The sequence below is a fragment of the Synechococcus sp. R65.1 genome (assembly GCF_047461755.1).
Classification (GTDB): domain Bacteria; phylum Cyanobacteriota; class Cyanobacteriia; order Thermostichales; family Thermostichaceae; genus Thermostichus.
On the sequence record NZ_JANSHU010000001.1, the window covers coordinates 1 to 21,616 of the forward strand.

At 58.9% G+C, this 21,616-nt stretch carries 25 protein-coding genes and 1 pseudogene; 10 read left to right on the top strand and 16 right to left on the bottom strand.

All coding sequences use genetic code 11. The annotated features are described in order from the left end of the window. Positions 1-108: 108 nt before the first annotated feature. The 3 genes from NW814_RS00005 to NW814_RS00015 all read right to left on the bottom strand — a co-directional run bounded on the left by NW814_RS00005 (position 109) and on the right by NW814_RS00015 (position 3,631). Positions 109-1,635 (bottom strand): DUF697 domain-containing protein, encoded by a 1,527-nt coding sequence (locus NW814_RS00005; protein ID WP_414404705.1) that lies wholly within the window; start codon positions 1,633-1,635, stop codon positions 109-111. Between the two features lie 93 nt (positions 1,636-1,728). After that, the gene (mnmA, locus tag NW814_RS00010) at positions 1,729-2,829 is read right to left on the bottom strand and encodes a tRNA 2-thiouridine(34) synthase MnmA (RefSeq protein WP_414404706.1); all 1,101 of its coding nucleotides are present in this window, start codon (positions 2,827-2,829) and stop codon (positions 1,729-1,731) included. A 91-nt stretch (positions 2,830-2,920) separates the two neighbouring features. Next, on the bottom strand, positions 2,921-3,631 hold the full coding sequence (locus NW814_RS00015; RefSeq protein WP_414404707.1) for a HEAT repeat domain-containing protein: 711 nt from the start codon (positions 3,629-3,631) through the stop codon (positions 2,921-2,923). A 169-nt stretch (positions 3,632-3,800) separates the two neighbouring features. Here NW814_RS00015 and NW814_RS00020 point away from each other — a divergent pair, with 169 nt between their 5' ends. Then, a complete protein-coding gene (locus NW814_RS00020; RefSeq protein WP_414404708.1) occupies positions 3,801-4,610 on the top strand; it encodes a hypothetical protein in 810 nt (269 codons plus the stop codon). Between the two features lie 23 nt (positions 4,611-4,633). Here the strand turns inward: NW814_RS00020 and NW814_RS00025 are convergent, their stop codons facing one another. After that, positions 4,634-5,221: a hypothetical protein gene (locus NW814_RS00025; RefSeq protein WP_414404709.1), complete on the bottom strand. Its 588-nt coding sequence runs from the start codon at positions 5,219-5,221 to the stop codon at positions 4,634-4,636. 216 nt (positions 5,222-5,437) lie between these two features. Here NW814_RS00025 and NW814_RS00030 point away from each other — a divergent pair, with 216 nt between their 5' ends. Next, positions 5,438-6,361, top strand: coding sequence for a hypothetical protein (locus NW814_RS00030; RefSeq protein WP_414404710.1), 924 nt, complete (start codon positions 5,438-5,440; stop codon positions 6,359-6,361). 51 nt (positions 6,362-6,412) lie between these two features. Here the strand turns inward: NW814_RS00030 and NW814_RS00035 are convergent, their stop codons facing one another. Then, entirely contained in the window at positions 6,413-6,925 is a 513-nt protein-coding gene (locus NW814_RS00035) for a hypothetical protein (protein WP_414404711.1), read from the bottom strand. Between the two features lie 69 nt (positions 6,926-6,994). Next, on the bottom strand, positions 6,995-8,050 hold the full coding sequence (gene selD, locus NW814_RS00040; protein ID WP_414404943.1) for a selenide, water dikinase SelD: 1,056 nt from the start codon (positions 8,048-8,050) through the stop codon (positions 6,995-6,997). Between the two features lie 114 nt (positions 8,051-8,164). Here selD and NW814_RS00045 point away from each other — a divergent pair, with 114 nt between their 5' ends. Next, positions 8,165-11,650 (top strand): DNA polymerase III subunit alpha, encoded by a 3,486-nt coding sequence (locus tag NW814_RS00045; protein WP_414404944.1) that lies wholly within the window; start codon positions 8,165-8,167, stop codon positions 11,648-11,650. Here NW814_RS00045 and NW814_RS00050 read toward each other — a convergent pair. From NW814_RS00050 to NW814_RS00075, 6 genes are all read right to left on the bottom strand, one after another. Continuing rightward, positions 11,639-11,914: a glutaredoxin family protein gene (locus tag NW814_RS00050; protein WP_414404712.1), complete on the bottom strand. Its 276-nt coding sequence runs from the start codon at positions 11,912-11,914 to the stop codon at positions 11,639-11,641. The genes NW814_RS00045 and NW814_RS00050 overlap by 12 nt on opposite strands. 10 nt (positions 11,915-11,924) lie before the next feature. Then, entirely contained in the window at positions 11,925-12,737 is an 813-nt protein-coding gene (locus tag NW814_RS00055; protein WP_414404713.1) for a carbon-nitrogen hydrolase family protein, read from the bottom strand. 36 nt (positions 12,738-12,773) lie between these two features. Then, the gene (locus NW814_RS00060; protein WP_414395038.1) at positions 12,774-12,995 is read right to left on the bottom strand and encodes a DUF2839 domain-containing protein; all 222 of its coding nucleotides are present in this window, start codon (positions 12,993-12,995) and stop codon (positions 12,774-12,776) included. Positions 12,996-13,101: 106 nt separating this feature from the next. Then, the gene (locus tag NW814_RS00065; protein ID WP_414404714.1) at positions 13,102-13,884 is read right to left on the bottom strand and encodes an ABC transporter permease; all 783 of its coding nucleotides are present in this window, start codon (positions 13,882-13,884) and stop codon (positions 13,102-13,104) included. Positions 13,885-13,901: 17 nt separating this feature from the next. Continuing rightward, positions 13,902-14,642, bottom strand: coding sequence for a class I SAM-dependent methyltransferase (locus NW814_RS00070; RefSeq protein WP_414404715.1), 741 nt, complete (start codon positions 14,640-14,642; stop codon positions 13,902-13,904). 30 nt (positions 14,643-14,672) lie between these two features. Continuing rightward, a complete protein-coding gene (locus NW814_RS00075; protein ID WP_414404716.1) occupies positions 14,673-15,161 on the bottom strand; it encodes an FHA domain-containing protein in 489 nt (162 codons plus the stop codon). A gap of 257 nt (positions 15,162-15,418) precedes the next feature. On the opposite strand from NW814_RS00075, the gene NW814_RS00080 reads away from it, so the two are divergent. From NW814_RS00080 to NW814_RS00095, 4 genes and pseudogenes are all read left to right on the top strand, one after another. Continuing rightward, positions 15,419-16,036, top strand: coding sequence for a DUF3038 domain-containing protein (locus tag NW814_RS00080; RefSeq protein WP_414404717.1), 618 nt, complete (start codon positions 15,419-15,421; stop codon positions 16,034-16,036). 17 nt (positions 16,037-16,053) lie between these two features. After that, positions 16,054-16,695, top strand: a complete 642-nt coding sequence (locus NW814_RS00085; protein ID WP_414404718.1) for a DUF4335 domain-containing protein — start codon at positions 16,054-16,056, stop codon at positions 16,693-16,695. A gap of 18 nt (positions 16,696-16,713) precedes the next feature. Then, complete coding sequence (locus NW814_RS00090) at positions 16,714-16,929, top strand: hypothetical protein (RefSeq protein WP_414404719.1); 216 nt, start codon at positions 16,714-16,716, stop codon at positions 16,927-16,929. Between the two features lie 44 nt (positions 16,930-16,973). Continuing rightward, positions 16,974-17,250 (top strand): annotated as a pseudogene (locus NW814_RS00095) (HNH endonuclease); the annotation flags it as partial. Between the two features lie 82 nt (positions 17,251-17,332). On the opposite strand, the gene NW814_RS00100 reads toward NW814_RS00095, so the two are convergent. Beyond that, the gene (locus NW814_RS00100) at positions 17,333-18,238 is read right to left on the bottom strand and encodes an alpha/beta fold hydrolase (RefSeq protein ID WP_414404720.1); all 906 of its coding nucleotides are present in this window, start codon (positions 18,236-18,238) and stop codon (positions 17,333-17,335) included. Between the two features lie 96 nt (positions 18,239-18,334). Between NW814_RS00100 and ruvA the strand changes: the two genes are divergently transcribed. Together ruvA and nadD are read left to right on the top strand one after the other, a co-directional pair. Then, complete coding sequence (gene ruvA, locus NW814_RS00105) at positions 18,335-18,949, top strand: Holliday junction branch migration protein RuvA (protein WP_414404721.1); 615 nt, start codon at positions 18,335-18,337, stop codon at positions 18,947-18,949. Then, entirely contained in the window at positions 18,946-19,569 is a 624-nt protein-coding gene (gene nadD, locus NW814_RS00110; RefSeq protein ID WP_414395050.1) for a nicotinate-nucleotide adenylyltransferase, read from the top strand. Before ruvA ends, nadD begins: the two co-directional genes overlap by 4 nt. A gap of 174 nt (positions 19,570-19,743) precedes the next feature. Here the strand turns inward: nadD and psaC are convergent, their stop codons facing one another. Beyond that, entirely contained in the window at positions 19,744-19,992 is a 249-nt protein-coding gene (psaC, locus tag NW814_RS00115) for a photosystem I iron-sulfur center protein PsaC (RefSeq protein WP_011429399.1), read from the bottom strand. Positions 19,993-20,196: 204 nt separating this feature from the next. On the opposite strand from psaC, the gene NW814_RS00120 reads away from it, so the two are divergent. After that, positions 20,197-20,553, top strand: coding sequence for a hypothetical protein (locus tag NW814_RS00120; RefSeq protein ID WP_414395053.1), 357 nt, complete (start codon positions 20,197-20,199; stop codon positions 20,551-20,553). 19 nt (positions 20,554-20,572) lie between these two features. Here NW814_RS00120 and NW814_RS00125 read toward each other — a convergent pair whose 3' ends face one another. Both NW814_RS00125 and NW814_RS00130 read right to left on the bottom strand, forming a co-directional pair. Beyond that, positions 20,573-20,932 (bottom strand): DUF3493 domain-containing protein, encoded by a 360-nt coding sequence (locus NW814_RS00125; RefSeq protein ID WP_414404722.1) that lies wholly within the window; start codon positions 20,930-20,932, stop codon positions 20,573-20,575. Between the two features lies 1 nt (position 20,933). Next, positions 20,934-21,575, bottom strand: coding sequence for a hypothetical protein (locus NW814_RS00130; protein WP_414395057.1), 642 nt, complete (start codon positions 21,573-21,575; stop codon positions 20,934-20,936). Between the last annotated feature and the right edge of the window lie 41 nt (positions 21,576-21,616).

Consider the following 21,616-nt stretch of genomic DNA (forward strand, 5'->3'; position numbering starts at 1 on the left):
GAGGTGAACTCTACTACTAGCTACGGGTCGTGGAAGCAGGAAGAAAGCCTCAACGCCGAGTGAAAGTCTGCTTTTGCCCGGGGTTGTGTAAGTCTTTCAGAGCGGTTCCTAGCGAAAGCGGAAAACCCGTTCCCAGGCCTGGCGGACAAACTCCCTGAGCCAGCCGGATTTTTGGGCGCTCTCCACCTGGGCCTTGACCACCGCCTGCATGCCTCCCTCTCCCCAGCTTTGGTTGCGCTGGAAGTACTCGATAAAGCTTTTGCCGGCAATGCGGGTGAGATAGCCAGCGCTGGCTGCCTGGATGGGTGCTGTCAGCCAAAAGCCAACAACGCTGACCTCAGCCACTGTAGCTAGGATCCCGGTGGTCAGTTGGATTGCCCCTTCCACCAGACCCAAGCCAGCCAAGGTCTTAGCCAAGGACAAAGCCAGCTCCCGCCCCTGCTGCAGGTTCATCTTGCAGCCGTAGAGGGATCCCAGCTCCACCACCATCTGGGCGTTGATGGCGGCAATGGCCAGGAGATCCAGCGCTGGGATGGGGTTGGCAAAGACCACACCGGTTACAATCCACTGAAAGCGATCGACCACTTCCTCCGCCTGGCGGCGCAACTGCGCCTGGAGAATGCGCTTGGCCTCCTCGCCCAACTGCTGGGATTGCAGGAGGGCATTGTCCAAGGCCAGGGAGCTCCCCTCCGCATAGAGCACCGCCTGCACCCGATCCCGCACTGCCGCCACCTCGGGTTGCGGCTGCCAGGTTTGGGATCCCAGGCGCACGGGGGCCGGATTGGCAGCAGCTGGCAGCACGTCTTCCGGTTGGATAAGGGGGTAAACCCGTTCCCGCAGCCGCTGGAGCAGAAGCTGCTGTTCCTCGGGAGTGTAGAGGTCAATTTTGTTGAGCACCAGGAGGGCCCGTTTGCCCAAGGCCAGAAGGCGGCGCAGGGGCTCCAGCTCCGACTGGCGTAGGTCCCCATCCACCACTACCAGTAACAGCTCGGCAGCCTGGGCTTGAGCCTGGGCCTCTTCTTCCCGCATGGCTCCTGCTGGCCCAATTTCCAAAATGCCTGGACAGTCCACGATCTTCACGGGGTGGAGGATGCCGGGCAGGTTCCAGTCGTAGACGGCCACGGCTTGCGTGGTGCCTAGGGTGGCCCCCACTGCTCCCACTGGCCGCCCCAGGAGAGCGTTCACCAGCGAGGTTTTGCCCGACGAGCCTGTGCCGAAAACCACCACCTTCAGTTGGGGCTGGGCCAACTGCTGGGCTAAGCGGGCTGACCGTTCTGCCAGCGCTGCTCGGGCCACCTGATCCTGAATCTGGGCTACTTGAGCCTCCAGTTGGGCCAGGTTGCGCCGGGCTGCCTCCCACTTTTCGGCGGGGGTTGTCGGGGGGGCTAGCTGAGGAAGGCGCTGGGTTGGAGACGAGGAAGCTCGGCCAAAGAGAAACAAGTAATAGACCGAGGCGGCCAAAAACACCACTAGCAGCAGCGTCAGCACTCCAACTAACAGACCCCCTAAAAGGGGGTGGTAGCGGGTGGCGTAGTAGAGCTCGAGAAAGGACTGAATCAGCCACACAATTAGGCCTGTAAACAGGGCCAGCAGCGCCAACAACAGCAGCAAGCGCAGGTAGAAAGCCAAGCGCATGGGCCTCAATAGCCACAACCGATTGACTCTAGCCGCGGCTGCCCCTATCCCGCCAGCTTGAGGTCCTGCCGCTGCGTTCTGGCAAACTTCCAGCTAGGAAGGAGGGCGCTCGAGGATGCCACCTCCCAGCAGCAGATCCCCCTGGTACCAAACGGCGGCCTGGCCGGGGGTGACGCCAAACTGGGGCTCGGCAAATTGCAACTTCACGCGTTCCGGCGATTCCGGGATCAAGGTAGCTGGCACGGCAGGGGTACGGTAGCGCACCTGCACTTCTACCTCCAAGGGCTCGGTTGGCGCTGAGATCGACACCCAGTTGACCTGCCGCACCCAGGCTTCTGCTTGGGTGGCTTCTTCCCGCTCTCCCACCACCACGCGGTTCATGGCTGCATCGATGCGCACCACATAGAGCGGACGAGGGGCAGCAATGCCTAAGCCCTTGCGCTGGCCAATGGTGTAGTGGTGAATGCCCTGGTGGTACCCCAGGACCCGCCCCTGAGTATCGACAATTTCCCCTGGCCTTTCCCCCAAGTGCTGATCCAGGAAGTTGCGCATCGAGCCGTAGGTTTCAATTAGGCAAAGATCCTGGCTCTCCGGCTTGTTGGCGGTGGCCAGGCCGTAGCGCCTAGCCATCTGGCGGGTCTGGGCCTTGGTGTACTCGCCCAAAGGGAAGAGGCTGTGGGCCAGGTGCTCTTGGCTGAGGTCGTAGAGAAAATAAGACTGATCCTTTTGGCGATCCACAGCCCGCAGCAGTTGGTAGCGCCCTAGCTCGGCGTTGAAACGTACCCGCGCGTAGTGGCCAGTGGCAATCTGCGAGATGCCCAACTGCTCCTGGGCATAGGCCAGCAGGGGACCGAACTTGACCAGCCTGTTGCAGCGGGAGCAGGGCAGGGGTGTGATCCCGTCCGCATAGCCGGCTAGCAGGTACTCGACAATGTGGGCTTGGAACAACTCGCGGCTATCCACAATGTGGTGCGGGATCCCCAGTTGCTCACAAACAGCAGCAGCATCCACCAGGCCGTCGGTGCAGCACTGGCCTTTCCCCCGCATCAGCCACAAAGTAACCCCTTCCACGGCGTAGCCCTGTTCGTGGAGGAGAGCTGCCACTGTGGAGCTGTCTACCCCCCCAGAAAGAGCCGCCACGATGCGGGGCCGAGAGGGAAGTCCGGCTGTCTCAGGATGGGGTTTGGTAGCCATCATAGAGCAGGGGATAAGAACAGCAAAGCTTGCCTCCTCCTCAAAGGAGCCCTCCAGCAAGCTGAACCCCGATCTTCAGCTTAGCTTGCTTCTAATCCGCTGGTGGGGATCCTGCTTCTAGGAAGCCCCTTTGGCGCAGCCGTCGCAGGGAATCCAGAGCGGTTGCGGCAACGCTATCGTTGGGATCCTTGGCCAGATAGTTGAGAGCGGAAACGCTCTTAGGCGAGGGCAGATTTCCCAAGGCCTGGGCCAGCCGCTGCCGCACCAGCCAATCTTCCGATTGGGCAAAGCGCAAGAGGTGATCCAGCGCCCGCAGATCTCCCAGTTCCCCCAAGGCAGCGATGGCCGCCTGCTGGAGCAACTCTTCCGGCCCCTCCAACGCCCGCAGCAGTACGTCGTAAGCTCGGGGATCCTTCAGGTTGCCCAACGCTACGGCAGCACTAAAGCGCACCAGCCACTCCACATCTTCGTAGAAGGCACGCACCAGCGCCTCGAAAGCCCGGGGGTCTTCTAGGTATCCCAGAGCGCCTGCTGCATTGGCGCGAATGCTGTAGTCCGGGTCCTGGGTGAGGATCTCCACCAACTTAGGCAGACAGGCGTCAGTTTGCTTGACCCCGAGCGCAAAGACGGCAAAAGAGCGCACTTGCAGGTTTTCATCGTCAACGACCTGCAGAATCAGCGGCACCGCCTGCTCTGCTGGCACGTCCCGCAACTGCGCCAGGGCCCGCATCCGATCCGCTGGTCGTGGGCTGCGCAGCCGCTCGGCAATCTCCTGTAATTGGCTAGGGTTGGCGGGATCCAAAGTGGGGAGAGCCAGAATGCTTACAAGTTTTAATTATGGCAAACTTTGCTGCCTTGGGTCAGGAATTGCTGTTCTAGTGGGAGAGGCTTGACAAAGAGGCAGATCGAGGTTAGCCCCATTGCGAGGATTTTGGATATTTTAGTCCAGAGACGCTCTCCCAGGGGTTTTTATGGTTCGCCCACTGCTTTTGCTTGGGATCCTGCTGGGGTTGGCAGGAGGCATGTCTCTGGCTCCCGCTTTGGCCAACGCCCAGGCAGTTCGGGACGCCGAGCTGGCCCTGCAGCCGCTTTTGCCGCCGGGATCCCGCATCCTCCGCTCCCGCCGGCTCAGCAACACGGAAGCGGAAGTCTGGGTAGAATTTCGCGGCAACAGCAACCCCGTGATCATGCGGCTCAACCCCTCAGGCCGCTGGGAACAGGACATGAATGCTACCCTGGCCCGTGGAGCTAGCCAGCTGCGGGCTCTTGCCCGGCAACAGACGGCGGCTTTGCCCGAAGGCTTTGGCCAGACTGCTCCCGACCAGCCTCGGCCCTTGCCAACCCAACCTGCCTCCATCCTGATCCCACCTGTGGATCGGGAGCAGGAAACCCAGCGGGCTCTGAGTAGGGCGGGACGGGCGGATCCCTTTGTGCCCCAGAACGTGCGCGCTCCCGAGCCCCCTCTACCACCCCTAGATCTGCCGCCCCTTCCAGAACTGCCTCCCCTGGAGGGCGCTACGCCGCTCCCCACACCCACGCCAGATCCGGCTGCTTTTGCCCGCAGCGTGCAGGTTTCTGGGGTTATCCAAATTGGCGGTGAGTCCTTTGCCCTCATTTCTGCCCCTGGCACCCTTCCCGCAGTTGTGCAGGCTGGGCAAAACTACCAAACTGCCCAGGTAGCCAAGGTATCGGTGCCAGAGCGGCAGGTTGTGCTCTCAGAAGGGGGGGAGACGGTGGTCAAAACGATGCAGAATACAACAGTGATTGTGGGGGCGCCGTAGCTTGTCGGCCCTGGTGGCAAAACTTAGAAGCGGGGCTCACTGCCCAGGCGGGAGGGCTGCTGTTTGAGGTAGCGCAAGAACTCCCGCAGCTCAGTTTCAGTCAACTGGTGGCGAGATTTTTTCTGGAAGCGACGTTCCAAAAACTCTTGGCCCTCCTTGCGGCCCCAGCCAATGCGCTGCATTTCCACGTCCGTTTGCGCAATGAGATCCGAAAGGTCGTCGCTTTGAGTCTCCGCTTCTTTAAGGGCCTGGGATCGGGCTGAGATCCCTGCTGCTTCAGGGGTTGGAGGGGTAGAGGAAGACTGGGACTGTCCATTGCCCAAGTTAGGAGTTGGCCAACTGGGAGAGGACAGATAGGAAGCCCTGGCAGGGGCAGCGTCTAGGCCTAAACTTAAAGAGGAGGTAGGGCGACCAAATCCTGCATGCTGGAGAGCCCGCTTCAAGGCAGCATCTTCAGCTTCTTCGATGGTGTTTGAGCCGGCCATGCCACTGCCCAAAACGGTGTTGTTCACCACTACCTGGGCTTTGACGATGTAGATCCCTTCTTCCACGCGCAACAGATCGGTGAGCAAGCTGCCCATGGGGTACCGCTCTCGAAAGTCTTGAATCATCTTGGCGCCGGAATCTGTTGCTTCTAGAGCCCCAACTCCAGGCTAGCTTGAAGGTACGCCCTACATCCAGATCTTCTTGCCCACATTTAAGCCAGTCGATATTGGCTAGAAATGCTTGCCAATAGGAGAAGTCTTTCCTAGCAGTTAACGTCTGGCTCGGCAAAGGTATGCTTAGGCTAGGAATCTACCAGCAGCACCCAGGGAGGCACAGCAAGTATGGCTAGCGATACCACGGCGGCCAAGTCAGCCAGCTTGGGGCAGGCAGCTATTCGAGAGCGCAACTATGGCACTGCTTTGCAGTTGTTGCGGCGGGCTTATCGGGCCGATCCCAGCCCTGAAAATGCCCTTTGGTTGGCCACTGCCTACGAGGAGGCAGGCTACCTTCAGTTAGCTGCTCTCTATCGAGAATTGGCCCAAGAGCGCAGAGAGACTCTCAAAGCAAAGTCTCCTCGCACCCTTGAGGAGCTAAAGCAGCCATCTCCCCAATCGCCGGCTCGCAAGACCCTTCCCTCGCCGCAGCCGATCCCGCTGTCAAGTCCGTCCACCTCTTCTGGGGATCAGCCAATTGAGCTCTCCAAGCCCACACCCCTGGATCCCAAAAGCCTCAGCCGTCGGGTACCTTTGCGAGGGCAAGCCACAGAGGCTGCCTCTTCCGGAGAACAACCGGCCCAAAACGCCAGCTACCTGCCAGTTCAACACGCTCCAGATCTGCAAAACCCCCAGCAGGGATCCCCCTTCGTGCGGCGGCTCAACCAACTGCATCGGCAATTTAAGGATCGGCCTACGGCAGAGCTGGCTCTGCAACTGGCGGAAGCCTACGACGAGCAAAAGAACTTCAAAGAGGCCCAGCGCTACTACCGGGAAGTTTTGGATTTGGATGACTCTTGGCTGCTGCGACCGATGGTGCTAGAGCGCCTGGAAGAACTGCAGCGCCTGCAGGGGCAGGAAGGCCAAGCGAGATCCCTGGCAGAGCCTTCAGCCCAGAACTTGCTCAAGCTGGCCGAGAAACTGGAACAGGAGGGGGAAATGGCTCGGGCTGAGCAGGTTTACCGGCAAATCCTGAAAATGAATGCCACCCTGGACATCCATGCCAAAGCGCGCAAAGGACTAAACCGGCTCTATCCCAACGGCAAGCCGTGATGCCAACCAGCCCAGGCAGACTCAATCGCCCAAGGAATAGCTGGGGCAAGGTTATCGAGGAAAGGGGACGCGGAGACCCACCGCTTTGGCTGTGGGGTAGCTTACTTCCCTGCGGGCTGCGGCAATGGTCTGGGGCAGCACCCCTACCAGCCGCGCCAAAACCTCATCGGGGAGTTGGCTGACCACCTCAGCAGAGAAAAACTCTTCTAGGCTAAAGAGCAAGATTCGTGCCCGCTGGGCCGACAGGGGGTTGTCGGTAATCTGCTGCAGCCAGCGCATCCAGTGCAGCCGCTTGGCATAAGCATTCTGCCGCTCTTGGTAGCTCCGGGGATGCAACAGAGCCACATCCCCAATCGGAACCACACTGCTCGACTCCACATCCAAAGGACCCCCCACCGCAGCGCCCGGCCCGGCAAACTCGGCATGAAACGTTTTGCAGATGATCAAGGCGTTGTGTCGCTGGGGATCCACCATCAGCAGTTGGCCACTGCTGAGGCTGCAGACTAGCTGCTCTGGATCAACCCACGGAACCAGGCTGTGGCTGTTGGGAGAGGACTCGTTCATACCCCTCCAAGATATCTCGTTCCCCTTACATGAGATCTTCAACTTTTGCAGCCCTGCTTGACCAAATCTTCATCTTGGGATCTCGCCGACAAGCCGGATGGCGATCCCTTCACCGGCCTGGCAGCGGCCAATGCGACGGGCATAGGGGTAGCTGGCCTCCTGCAGTTCTTGCAATAGCTCCGCCGTGTGGCTCGGATCTACAGCCACCAACAAGCCGCCGCTGGTTTGCGGATCCGACAAGAGCAATTGCTGCCACTCGGGCAGAGAGTTGGCCTCTATTCCCTCATAGCTTTGCCAGTTGCGACGGGCCGCGCCTGGGAAGATCCCAGCCTCAGCCAAGGAGAGGGCTTCTGGCAAAAAGGGAATGGCAGCCAGATCCAACTCAGCGCTCACCCCCGAGCCACGGCAGACCTCTAGCAAGTGTCCCAAAAGACCAAAGCCCGTTACATCGGTTAGGGCGTGAACCTGGGCTCGCCGGGCCAGTTGCGGGCCAATGCGGTTGAGCTGGGTCATCACTTGTAAAACTTCTGCATAGCCCGCTGTGCTGAGCTGACCCTTCTTCAGGGCGGTGGTCATTACCCCGATCCCCAGCGGCTTGGTCAGGATGAGATCGTCGCCAGGCTGAGCAGTGGCGTTGCGACGGATGTGCTGCGGGTGGGCCAGCCCTGCCACCACCAGGCCGAAGATGGGCTCAGGGGAATCGATGGAGTGCCCCCCAGCTAGAGGGATCCCCGCTTCCTGACAGACTTGGATCCCCCCGGCCATGATCTCCCGAATGACCAACGGGGGCAGGGTGTTGACCGGCATGCCCAGAATGGCCAGGGCAAGGATAGGGGTGCCCCCCATCGCGTAAACATCGGAAAGGGCATTGGCGGCAGCGATGCGGCCAAAATCCACCGGATTGTCCACGATGGGCATGAAAAAGTCGGTGGTTAGAATGAGGGCCTGCTCGTCGTTGAGTTGGTAAACAGCAGCGTCGTCGCTGGTTTCAGCTCCCACCAACAGGGCTGGATCCGACCAGAGGAGGGGCAGCTCCTTGAGAATCTGCTGCAGCAGCGCAGGGGCAATCTTGCAGCCGCAGCCGCCACCATGGGAGTACTGGGTGAGGCGAATAGGAGGCTCCATATCAGGCGAAGGGCGAAAAGGTGGGCTTGACTTCACTGTAGCGGCCTCTGCCGGCAACTGGAAAAGGAGAGCGCTGGGTTAAGGTTGAAGGGATCCCTTATCCCTACCGTTGCCATGGCCTTTGTTCCCTTGCACTTGCACAGCGAGTACAGCCTTCTAGACGGGGCTAGCCGACTGCCACTTTTGATTGAGCAAGCAGTGGCTATGGGTTTCCCAGGGCTGGCCCTGACGGATCACGGCGTTATGTACGGGGCCATCGAACTGGTGAAACTGTGTAAAAGCAAAGGGATTAAGCCAATCATCGGCAACGAAATGTATGTTATCAACGGCAACATTCGGGACAAAAGCCGCAAGTACCCCAAGTATCACCAAGTGGTCTTGGCCAAAAACACCCAGGGCTACAAAAACTTGGTGAAGCTGACCACCATTTCCCATCTCCACGGCGTTCAAGGCAAGGGGATCTTCGCTCGACCCTGCATCAATAAAGAGTATTTAGTGCAATACAAGGAGGGGTTGATTGTTACCAGCGGCTGCCTTGCTGGAGAGGTTCCCCAGGCCATTTTGCAGGGGCGGCCAGAAATTGCTCGTCAGGTTGCTGCCTGGTACCAGGAACAGTTTGGAGATGACTACTACATCGAGATCCAGGATCACGGCTACCGGGAAGACCGCTTTGTCAATGTGCAATTGGTTCGCATTGCTCGGGAGTTGGGGATCCCAATCATCCTCACCAACGATACCCACTTTATTTCTTGCTGGGATGTGGAGGCCCACGATGCCCTGCTCTGTATCCAGACAGGCAAATCCCTCACCGAGAAAAATCGCCTTCGCTACACGGGCACAGAGTACCTAAAAAGCCTAGAGGAAATGCGCCGCCTCTGCCGCGATCACCTCGAGCAGGAGGTCATCGACGAGGCGATTGCCAATACCCTCAAAGTGCTGGAAAAGATTGAGGACTATGACCTATTTGGGGAAATACGCATGCCTGACTACCCAGTTCCCCCAGGTCATTCTGCCGATAGCTACCTTGCTGAATTGGCCTGGCAAGGCTTGGCAAAGCGCTGTGGCGTCGCCCATCCGGATCAGATCCCCCAAAACTATCGGGAGCGCCTGCGCTTTGAGCTGGATATCATCCAGCAAAAGGGGTTTTCCAGCTATTTCTTGGTGGTCTGGGACTACGTTCGCTATGCCCGTGAGCACGGGATCCCAGTGGGCCCAGGCCGTGGTTCGGCAGCCGGATCCCTGGTGGCCTACGCCCTACAGATTACCAATATCGATCCTGTCAAATATGGGTTGCTCTTCGAGCGTTTTCTCAACCCAGAACGGCAATCAATGCCAGACATCGATACTGACTTTTGTATCGAGCGTCGGGGAGAGCTGATCGAATACGTAACCCGCAAGTATGGACAGGAGCGAGTGGCTCAGATCATTACCTTTAACCGCATGACTTCCAAAGCTATCCTCAAGGACGTTGCTCGGGTTCTGGATATCCCCTATTCAGAAGCTGACAAAATGGCAAAGTTGATCCCGGTGTCCCGGGGCAAGCCGGCAAAACTAGAGGAGATGATCGGCGAGAACACTCCTGCTCCAGAGTTCAAGGAAAAATATGAGAAAGACCCAACCACCCGCCGCTGGATTGACCTAGCTCGATTGCTAGAAGGCACCAACAAAACCTTTGGAGTCCATGCCGCTGGAGTAGTCATCTCCAAGGATCCTTTGGACGAGATCGTGCCTTTGCAGTACAACAATGAAGGCCAAATTATTACCCAGTACTCGATGGAGGACATCGAGTCTTTGGGCTTGTTAAAGATGGACTTTTTGGGGCTGCGCAACCTAACCCTGATCCAGCGGACTGTAGAGCTAATTCGAGAACATAGAGGCGTTGTGATTGATTTGGACAACCTACCACTGGACGATCCAAAGACTTACCAACTTTTGGAAAAAGGGGAGGTGGAAGGGATCTTCCAACTGGAATCTTCCGGGATGAAGCAGGTGGTGCGAGAGCTCAAGCCCTCAAATCTGGAAGATATTTCCTCGGTCTTGGCTCTCTACCGACCGGGGCCATTGGATACGGGCATGATCCCAGACTTTATCGATCGCAAACATGGCCGCAAGCCGATAACCTATGCCCACGACCTTCTCAAGCCAATCCTTCAAGATACCTATGGGGCTATCCTCTACCAAGAACAGATCATGCGCATTGCCCAGGACATGGCCGGCTATACCCTGGGCCAGGCTGACCTGCTGCGGCGGGCGATGGGGAAAAAGAAGGTCTCGGAAATGGAGAAACACCGCGAGCAGTTTGTTCGAGGAGCAGTCGAGCGAGGTGTGGCTAAAGAAGTAGCCACGGAGCTCTTCGACCAGATGGTTGCTTTTGCCGAGTATTGCTTTAACAAATCCCATTCTACAGCCTACGGATTGATTACTTTCCAGACCGCCTATCTAAAAGCCAACTACCCAACAGAATACATGGCAGCGCTGCTTTCTTCTGTAAGCGGGGATCAGGATAGAGTCCAGCGCTACATCACCTACTGCCTGTCAATCGGAATCCAAATTGAGCCGCCTGACATCAACCGCTCCGGCCTAGACTTTACGCCTCAGGGATCCAGCATTTTGTTTGGTTTGGGGGCAGTGAAGAATGTAGGCGAGGGAGCGGTGCAAAACATTCTGGCCACTCGCCAGGCTGGCGGCCCCTTTACCTCTTTGGCCGACTTTTGCCAGCGGGTCGATCTGCGCATCGTCAACCGCCGGGCCATAGAGTCGCTCATCTGTGCAGGCGCTTTCGACGGTATTTCCGGCAACCGCAAACAGCTCATAGCGGATCTGGATCCCGTCCTCAGTTGGGCGGCGGAGCGGGCCAAGTCCAAAGCCATCGGCCAAGCCAGCCTATTTGATTTGTTGGGCAGCAGCAGTCAGGGCTTTACGGAAGCGCCCCAAGGGCCTGCAACTGAAGATTTTCCACCGCAGGAAAAGCTGAGGCTAGAGCGGGAACTGTTGGGCTTTTATGTTTCGGATCACCCTCTGCGGCGGCTCCAAAAGCAAGTACAGCTGCTAGCTCTTGTCAACCTCGCTGACTTGAAGACCTGCTCGTCTGAGGTCTCAGTCGGCATTCTCGCTCTAGTGACCGCTATCAAAACCGTCAGCACCAAAAAAGGGGAGCGCATGGCCATTTTGCAACTAGAAGATCTGACAAGCACTTGCGAAGCGGTGCTCTTCCCCAAGACTTACAAGCGTTTGCGCAGTTGCCTGCAGGTGGATCAACGGCTCTTGGTTTGGGCTAAGGTCGACCAGCGGGATGAGCAGGTGCAATTGATTGTGGAGGATCTGCAGCCCATTGAAGCGGTAAGCTGGGTCACGGTGGAAGTTCCCCTGGACTCTGCTGGAACCGTAGAGGAGCGGCGCCGTCTGCAAGCGGTACTTGCCGGTCAACGCTCGGAAGCTCAGGAAGAAAATCGCATTCCCGTGGTGGCTGCCCTCGTCGCCCACCCCCACACCCTCTGGGTGCGGCTGGGATCCGAATTTTGGGTGAAAGATGCCGAGGCCACCGTTGCAGCTCTGCGCCAGGCCGGCTACACTGCCCGCAAGGAAGCGCTAGCCTCCTGAGAGACCACCCAACTGTTGTCCCAGCCAGCTGCGCAACTGCGCTACCGTTAGCCGCGGAGAAGGGCGCGGTAGGGGCCGTTCTGGATCCCCAGCCACCTTCAGCACGGGAACCTCGAGGGAGTACTGCTCCCACCAAAGGGGGTTGGAAGTAATGTCACGGATTTCCAGCTCCCTGACTTCAGGGATCTGCTGCAACTTCTCCGCTAAGCCCTCGCAGAGGTGGCAGCCAGGCTTGCTGTAGAGAATTAGCGGCGGCCAAGGCATAGGGGATCCCTCAGGCAAGCCGACGGTGTTGCAGCGAGGGCATCTGCCGTCGGACAAGCTGCAGCCGCTCTGGGTCGATCTCAGCAATGGCCGCACCTGGTTTTTCGCCGCCGGCATCCGCCAAGATCGTCCCCCAGGGATCCACGATCATGGCGTGCCCGTGGCACTGCCGCCGCGCGTAGTGGGTGCCCACCTGGGCAGGGGCGATGACATAACAGGTGTTTTCAATAGCCCGACACTGCAGTAAAACCTGCCAGTGATCCCGGCCCGTGTATGCCGTAAAGGCGGCAGGGATCAGCAACACCTCTGCCCCCCGATCCACCAGGGAGCGATACAGCTCGGGAAAGCGCACGTCGTAACAGACCGAAAGGCCAAGGGTGCCTAGCCGTTCTTCCTGGTAGACAACCACCTCGTTGCCGCTCACCACCGTGTTGGACTCGCGGTAGGTGTTGCCGTCGGGCAAGTTGACGTCGAAAAGGTGGATCTTGCGGTAGCGAGCCAGCTCTCTGCCCTCTGGGCTGTAGAGGGCGGCCGTGTTGTACACCTTGCCCTCTCCATCTGGCACCGGGTATCCCCCACCTAACACAAATACCTGGTAGCGCTGGGCCATCTTGGCCAAGAATTCCTCCGCCCGCTGCGCGATCTCTGGAGCAAGACGAACTTTCTCTTCCTCTGGCCCCATGAAGGCAAAGTTTTCCGGCAGGGTTACGAGCTCACAGCCCCGGCGCGCCGCAAAGTCAATCCACTCCTCTGCCTGCTGGAAGTTGCCGGCCAGATCAGGCGTGCTGGTCATCTGAAGGGCGGCTGCCAAGTAGGATTGCATAGGGAAACTCCGGGAAAACTCAAAGGATCCAGCTGGCTAGCCCGCCAGATGCCACCAGCCGAAAGCAGGCCCCACAAATCGCACTATCACCCAGACAATGGCTAGGAGAATAATGCCGGCCCAAGTGCCTCGAGTTGTCCAGTTGTAGATCGTGCGGGCTTGGGCTTTGGTGAGAGGAATGCTTTTGAAGCTGGGAAACAGCAACTCTTGGTCGGGATCTGGGCTGCTGCGGGTTTTGCGGCGTTTGGCTTCGCCCATGACCTGGCCTCCAAGGGTTTTGGCGCAGTCGCGACTTTCATCTTAACCTAATTCCCTTTGGGCCTCTCCTAGGCGGTGGGGTCGGCTGCAGTTGAGGAGGCAAGACTTAACTAGAAGCGCTGGTGTAGAAGCGCAAGGCAAAGCGCCAGAACAGATGGGATCCCCACAGCAACCCTGCTGCCAACAGGGCGGATCCCACAAGCCAGGGCCATTGGGCTCGCCCCAACAAAGCTTCCGCCGGCACTGTGGTCAAGAAAGCCACCGGCACGACGAAGGTAAAAAACAGCCGATAGGCCACCGGATAGGCCACCAGCGGGAATCGCCCGGCCTCTACCAAGCCCCGCAGCACCTCGGTGACGTTGTAGATCTTAACAAACCAGATGCTGGTGGCCGCCAGCATAAACCAGAGGCTGTAGAGAATGACCAGCCCCAGCAAAAAGGGCACTAGCCCCAGGACATAGGCCCAGGCTGGCAGCTCCAACTGGATCCCGGCGTAGAGAATCAGCAACAGGCCAGAGCCGATATCCACCAGGCCCCAGGGAGAGAACACCCGCGTTGACAGCCAAAACTGGCTGCTGATGGGCTTGAGCAAAACAAAATCCAGGGTGCCCTCCTGCACCTGCTGCACGATGCGATTGAGGTTGACGTTAAAGAGGCTGGTCGACACCCCCTGGAGGATGGTGAACACCCCCAGGACGATGAGCGCCTCCGGCCAACTCCAGCCCCCCAAGCGGTGCCCCTGCTGGTAGAACAGCGACAGCCCAAACAAGGCTGACGCCAGGCCGCCTAAGCTGCTGAGGCTGGCAAAGAAAAAATTGGCCCGGTACTCCATTTCTGCTGCTACAGAAGTGCTCCAAAACAGCCACAACACCTGCAAGTAGCGCAGCACTTGGGTTCTCTCCAGTCTCAGCCTTTATTCCACTTGCGGTAGCAGCGGGCAGTGATGAGATAGGGATGAAACACTTCCAAAAAGTGACTTTGCAGCACCTGGAAGAATTGCTCAACTTTCTGGGGGTCGTCCAGGTGGAAAGGAAACTCGTCGTTAAACCCCTTGAAAAAATACCAGTTGATCAACAACTTACCTTCCGGCTTGAGCCAAGCGTAAAACTGGCGCAACTGAGCTGCTGGATCTGGCAGGTGTTCCACCACATCGAAGCAGAGGATGGTATCAAAGATCCCTTCTGGCAAGGTTTCTGGACAGTGGATCCGCTCGCTTAGACCCAATTTTTCCGCCCGCAGTTGTACAAACTGCCGATGGATGGGGTTGATATCCCAAAAAATCACCTGCTCCACTGCTGGGCAGAGGGCTGCCCCAATGGTGTGGGTGCCAATGCCTCCGCCAAAATCCAGCACCAGCCCGCGGGCCTGATCCGCCACCAGGCGCAGGGTGTCACCGATGTAGTCGGTGCTGCTTAGGTGCCAAGCGGCCAAGTCCAGCAGATAGGCAGATCCCACCCGATCCCGGTAAAAGGCCTCTACCTGATCCCAGCCGAAGTCGCGCCGGCCCAGCTCTGCCAACTGTTGTTGCCCAGCTCGCAGCTTTTCCTGCAGCTCGGCGGCTTCAAGACCGAGGAAGGCTCCCAGGTGAGCTTCCAGGTCAAAGCCATTTTGCCAGTAGCTGCTCAGCGCAGGGGGAATGGAAGCCACGGGAACCCAAAGCTCACTAGGCTGCTGGTCTCAGGATACCGCAAGGCAGGGGATGGCAGTGAAGCTTTCGTTCTCTCTGAGCGCTTCTTTCTCGGTGTCCTGCTGGGATCCCGGCTCAGGAACATTGGGCGGCGTCTTCAAAAGGATAGCCAAGGTATCGGGACTGAAGTGGTCGGTGCTCCTAACAATGGCTGTTACCCTCGGCCCAAACCCGATCTGGTCAAAAAGCTGCAGCCGATGAGAGGAGACCCGTTTCCCATTGACGAACAAACCGTTGGTGCTTTGACGAGAGCCAGGGCTGCCGTCAAAGATCACGTAGCTGTATCCAGCCTGGCTTTCTTCAGGAACGCGGATAATGACAGCGTGCTGGCGGGAAACAAAGGGGTCATAGAGACGGATGTGGCTGTTGGCGGCTCGCCCTACCGAGTAGTAAATCTTGTCCAACACAACGCCGCGCTGACCTAGCTGATCCTTAAAGATCAGGATTAGGCGGGCAGGGCTGTGTTGGGAAGCATCCATGCTCATCTGGAACAAGGTCTAGCATTGCCCTGGCCTTCAAAAAGGCAGGGCGTTACACAGAAGCTGCAGCTCGGTTCAAGTGGGGCTTCTCCTCTCCCTGGGTTTGCTACAGTATACATCGCCAATCTGAAGGGAGGTGGAGTAGAGCTCTATACCTGGCGGCCGAGCTCTTGCCCAAGGCAAAGAGGTGGGTTGCGAGTTTACCCTGGAGAGGAGATCATAGAGTCCTATCCGAGCTAAAAGTTCCCATTAACAGCGTGACAGTGGAACCTAGGCAGATTCAGTTAGATCCTCAAGCCCTTGGCCCCACCACAGCTACTGCAGCCATCAAAGCCCACTTGGATTTGCTGTTGTTGGGCCTGGAGTCCTTGAGCGGGGAGAGTTCCGAGGCCGTTCTGGCAGCAGCCAAGGCCCTGAACCTAGAAGAGTACATTGGCGATCGGGTGGCCCTCTGGCGCCTGCGCAACGCCAATCCCCTCCGCCGCACTAGCGGTGAACCCAAGAAAGTCGAGATCGCAGAGGCCCGCGCCCTGGCCAGAGTAATTGCCTATCTGGCAGCCCAGCAACAGGCCCGTATCCGTAGCACGCTGGAGCAACTGGAAGCTGCCCTCAAGCAGGAGCTCAGCCCTTTCCGTCAGCCGCTGGTGGGCGATTATCTAGGCGAGTTTATCTCCCACTACCGCAGCCGTATGGTGGATGGGGATGTCCGCGATGAGGATAGCCTTGCCGAACTGGCTCTGCGCATCCTGATTGAGCTGCTGTTCTACAGTAGCCCCCGGGGAGCAGAGCGGCTGTGGAAAGCCTTGCTCAATCGCCCTGAGATGGATCTCCCTGCCAGCAGCAAGGTAGGATCGGATGCCCTGCCCTCTTCCTAGCCCTCAGCCTTGGAATTATGCCCAGCCTCACCCTCAGCCAAACCTATCACCAACCCACCTCGACCCTCACCGTGCGCGGGGAAGCGCCCCTCCCTTCCCGGCCAGTTGATGGCTCTGCTAGGTTGCCATTACAAGCGATTGAGAGCAACTTTGAGTGTCAGCTGGAAATCCGCCAGGGAGAGACCACCAAAACTCTGCAGGGAGACAGCGTTTGGCTCAAGAATTTGATCACGGTGATCGACCGCTACGTTGGATCCCAGCTCAGCGGTACGCCCAAGGGAACTTTCAGTGGTACGGCGGCCATCCGTCCGCTGGATTTTATTTCCCACCGCCTTACGGTGCGGCAGGGGGAGGATCGCATTGCCCAGGTGGATCTGTCGATGACGCAGTTGTATGACCTCCTGGAAAACCTCTCGCAGGCGGCTGAAGATCTGCCCCAACTGGACAAACTGGCAACGCCGCCGACGCCGGCTTGGTATCGACAGCCCACCGCAATTGCTGCCTTGCTGGCAGGCGGGATTGTCCTGGCGGCTGGGGTTGGCCTCTGGGTCAGCCGCAGGGATCCCCCCCCTCCTCCCTCCCCACCCCAGGAGCAGCTCACTGCGCCGGAAGCCGCTGGAGATCTGCAGCAGCGTCTGGAAAGCACCCCGGCCCAGTAGTGGCAGTCTCCCCCAGGTTTGCAGGAGAGCTTAGTCTACTACTGGGTAACGGTGGATGAGACGGGATTCCCCTTGGCTGCCGAACCAAAGAATGCGCCCGCTCGGGAGCGCCGCGCCATAACCCCCTTTGCCGACGTGCCTGAGGTAGCGCCGGATCCCTTGCCAAGGGGGGCTAGGCAGTTTCGCGTCAGCCTGGGGCCGGCTGACCAAGTGGAAGTGGCCGCAGTCCAGTAAAGCTGGGTTCAATTAGGAGCTGGCGCCTTTTGGAGCGGGTGGGGATCCCCAGCACGGGCAAGGTTTTGGTAGCCAATGCCTCCTACGAGCCGCTCAACATCACCAGTTGCGCCGGGCTATCGCGCTGCTCAAGGGCAAGGCTGAGCAAATCGGGCACAACGGTAAAGTAGTCCACGGCAACTTCCTCTGCCTACAGCCATCCGTCTTTGCCACTACTGGATTCCCCTGACGCAGCCCAATGTCCTCCATCGCGATGGGCACCGCTGCCAATACTGCGGCTGCTATGGTGAAGACCTCACCCTAGATCCCGTGATCCCGCGGCGGCAGCGATACCTGGGAAGTGGCTGAAGTATACCATTGGCCTGGAAGAAGCTTCGCCGCCACAGCCGTTAGATAACCTCGGCTAGATCCTCATGGATGGCGGCACTAGCGGGGAGGGGGAAGGGATCCTCTCCTCGATCCAGCGATGGATAATGGCATTAACCTCGGCGGGACACTCATCGTGGGGACAGTGGCCAGCCTCTAAGAAGTATTCCACTGCCGTGGGGTAGTAAGTGCGATAGAGCTGCGAGCGCTCGCGAACCCGCATCCAGGGATCCCGCTCGCCCCAGATGAGCAGCAGGGGTCGCGCTAGGCTGCGCAGCAGCTCGTCCACGTAGCGTCCTTTTTGTCCGCCTCGCATCAGAGCCACAAACACATCGACCGCCCCTGGCTCCCGCGTAGGCCGGTGAATGTCTTCCACCAGCTGGTCTGTCACTGCCGCCTGATTGTAGTAGACCTGCTTGAGCTTGGCCCGGATCACCTGGGGCTGGCGCAAGTACTGAAACAACAGGTAAGACACCAAGGGCTGACGCAGACTCCAACCCACCAGCTTGCCCAGCCACTGCCGGGATCCCTTGGCAGTGGAAAAGCCGCCGGCTCCATTGAGCAGCACCACACCCCGCACCCATTCGGGATGCTCCGCTGCCAGGCTAAGCACCACATAGCCGCCCAGGGAGTTGCCAATGGCCACCACTGGCTGTCGGATCACCTGTTGACAGAAGTCCCGCAGTTGGTCTTTCCAGAGCTCAGCGTCGTAGTTCCACTTGGGCTTGGCGGAACGGCCAAAGCCAAGCAAATCAATGGCATAGACCTGGTAGTGTTGCGCCAATTCGGGAATGTTCTTGCGCCAGTGGTCAGTGGAGGCTCCAAAGCCGTGCACCAACAGCAGAGGCTGGCCCTGCTCGCCCTGTTCGACATAATGGACAGGCTGCCCTCGCCAAATCCAGCGGGCCGAGATAGGAGTGGCCAGTGCCGATGTTGAAGCCATAAGGGTTGCTCGCAAGCTTCTCTTCATCCTAGTCGATTTGCCTGGCCAACTCCGAAGGCTACGGGTCAGAGTATTAAACACGGGTTGGATACGCAAATGATCGCATTTTTAACAGGTCATCTTGTTGCTGTGGAACTGGGAGAGCGCAGCAGCCTCACTCTAGAGGTGCAAGGGATCGGCTATCGCATCCAGGCGCCGGCACGTTTTCTCAAGCAACTGCCCCCCATAGGGGAGCCCGTGCGAGTGTTCACCCATTTGCTCGTGCGGGAGACCGAGCTGGTGTTGTATGGGTTTGGCTCGGCAGCGGAGCGGGATCTGTTTGCGGAACTAATTAAAGTACCAGGGGTGGGGCCAGCCCTAGGCTTGGCATTGCTCAACACCTTTGCCCTACCGGAGCTGGTCCAGGCAGTGGTAACTGAAAATGCCCGCCTCCTCTCCCTGGCTCCAGGCGTAGGACACAAGACCGCCCAGCGGCTGGCGCTGGAGCTAAAAAGCAAATTGGCCCACTGGCGAAAAGGCCTGGAGAATGCCAATCAGCCTTGGTCGGGGGGGCCGCCTTCCCCTATCCGCGAAGAGGTGGAAATGGCCTTGCTGGCCCTTGGCTATAGCCCCCAGGAAATCCAAGCAGCCCTCCAAGCCCTGCCACCCCAGCCCCGGCAAACAGAGGATTGGCTGCGCGATGCCATCAGCTACCTCAGCCAACAGCCATGAATTCCTCTGCTCCCAAGCAGCGCCGCGTTGGCATTCTCGGCGGCACCTTTAACCCCGTCCACCACGGCCATCTGATCATGGCCGAGCAAGCCCTCTGGCAGTTCAACCTGGATCAGGTGCTGTGGATGCCGGCAGGGGATCCGCCCCACAAGCCCTTAGCTGGGGGCGCCAGCAAAGAGGATCGCCTGGCCATGGTAAAGCTGGCCATTGCTGACCATGAGCGCTTTGCCTGCTCGGACTTGGAGATCCGCCGTCCCGGCCCTTCTTACACTATCGAGACCCTACGCTGCCTCATCCAGGAGCAGCCCAACACCCAGTGGTACTGGATTATCGGCGTGGATGCCCTGCGGGATCTGCCCCAGTGGTACCAGGCAGAGGAGCTGGCCCGCCTCTGTCAGTGGATTGTTGCCCCTCGCCTTGATGCTGGCGACGCTGCCCAGGTGCTGCGGGCGGTGGCTGAGAAGCTACCCATCCAGGCGGAAATCCTGGAAGCCCCTACCCTAACCCTTTCTTCCACCTACCTGCGCCAGCAGATCCAAAAAGGGGGATCCATCCGCTACTTGGTACCCCCCGCCGTGGAGCACTACATTCGCCAACACCGACTCTATCTCGATCCTTGAAGAAAGGAAGAGGAGGGATCCCTCCTCTCCGAATAAACCAACTGGCTACAGCAACGGCTCGCCCAACTTTTTTTCCTGTCGAGGAGAGACTGAGGGTTAAAGGTGCTGTTTTCCTATGGTGGGAGGGGCTTGAGCGAGCAGGCAATCTCCAGTGAAAACTGCAACCCAACCTGCTTAGTAAGCCAGGCCCATGCTGCGGGTGGTTTCGGGGCCCAGATAGACGCGGATGCTCAGGAAATCGGTGGGGCAAGCGGTTTCACAGCGTTTGCAGCCAACACAGTCTTCGGTGCGGGGGGCTGCGGCGATCATGCCGGCTTTGTTGTTCCCCTTCCAGGGCACCATTTCCAACACATCGGTGGGGCAAGCCCGCACGCACTGAGTACAGCCGATGCAGGTGTCGTAGATCTTGACCGTGTGAGCCATTGGTGTTCTCCAGTCGAGCAGTTCAAAAGATTTACCGAAGAGCGCGGCAGCCAAACCGCTGCGCAGGTGCCCCCAGTGTACTGTAGCCCTGTCCAGCCACCCCAATCTCCGATGCAAATGTTTACATCCTCCGTCTTCCCAGCGGACTGCTGGTGGGGTTGGGCTAGGATGACCTGAGGAAGGATAGGGCAAGGGATCCTCCCGATGAGGCACTCGCCGCGGGATTGGAAACAGCAAGCCCAAGGCCAGCTGCGCCGTCTTTGGCCCATTTTGGCCGAGATCTACACAGAGAACGTCCCTCGCTTGCGCCGCTGGGATCAGCAGCTCACCAACTGGGTGTACCGCCGCGGCTGGAGGGTGGATCCCTCTCTGCCCAAGGTGGCCATCTACGTGCTGGCGGCGGTGGCGATCCTGGCGATCCCACCTCTCACCTTTGTGGCTTTGGGGGCTTTTCTCACCTTTCTGGGTGTCCAAATTGTTCAAAAGTGGGCAGAGGTGGATCCCGACCGCCAAGTTCAGCGCCGCTACTTGCCCAGGGCTCATGAGGATGAAGATGACTAAGGAGCTGGCAGACGGGCAACTAGCCCTCTCCAGGTGGTGGGGGCTGCTGGATGCCTAAGCGTTGCTTTACCTGTCTGATCACCTTCTGGTGGGAGCGGTTTTCTAGCCTCTCTAGGCCGATGGCGCCAGCCAGGATCCCTAACTGCAGGGCCAAGCTGGGCAAGGTGGTCTCTAGATCCCGCCCTGCCAAGGCCTGAAAGAAAAACACCAACGCACCAACTGTGGCCGAGAATCCCACCGCCAGGTAGATAAAGCGGCGCAAGCTGCGGTAGGGAGCGGCCACTTCGGCAAGCAACCTTGCCCGCTCCAGGGTGGGATCCCGACTGGGTGACAGAGGTGCGCTGGCTTTGGGTGAAGGCTTGGAATGCAGTCCTGTCATTCTATACCTCCTCAGGCAACAGCAAGGGATCCCGCCCAGAAATTGCCGCCAGGCTTTCCTCAGCGGCTCGACAGGCGGCCAGAATGTCCTGCTCTTCTCCGCCCAAGTACACGCGGCCAAAGCTGCCAAAGGGCATTACCTCGAGGATGTTGATCCGGGCCGATTTTTCTGCCTCGTTGGCGGCCAGGGGGGCATAGCCTGCCGGCTGCACCTCCAGGATGTAGAGGGTTTGGCCCGCTAGGAGCATTTGGCCGCGGCGGAAACGGTTGATCAGCTGAGTCTGGTGGGGATCGATGTTGCGGATAATTTGGCTGGAGATGATGCGCGGCCTTAGGCGCTCCTTTTCGCTTACCCCCAAAGCCGCTAGGATGGCTTGCCCAGCCGTGCGGGTATCCCCCTGGTTACTGGAGTGAACCTCCAAAAGGCCGTAGAGGCGCTCCACCACCTGCAACCCTGGCCTTACCGAGGTGGCTTTGAGGGCAATGTCCATGACGCGGTTGATCTCGATGCCGGGGGAGATTTCGACCCAGAGGGAAGTGTCCCCTGGCAGGGGCAAGAAGCCCTGGGCCACCGTGCCCAAGTAGGCGGCGTACTGGGGCTGGAGCCGATCCAAGAACACGTAGCTGCGTAGATCAATCCCCAAAGGAGTTCCCCCCTAGTCGCTTGGGCTCTGTAGGATGACAA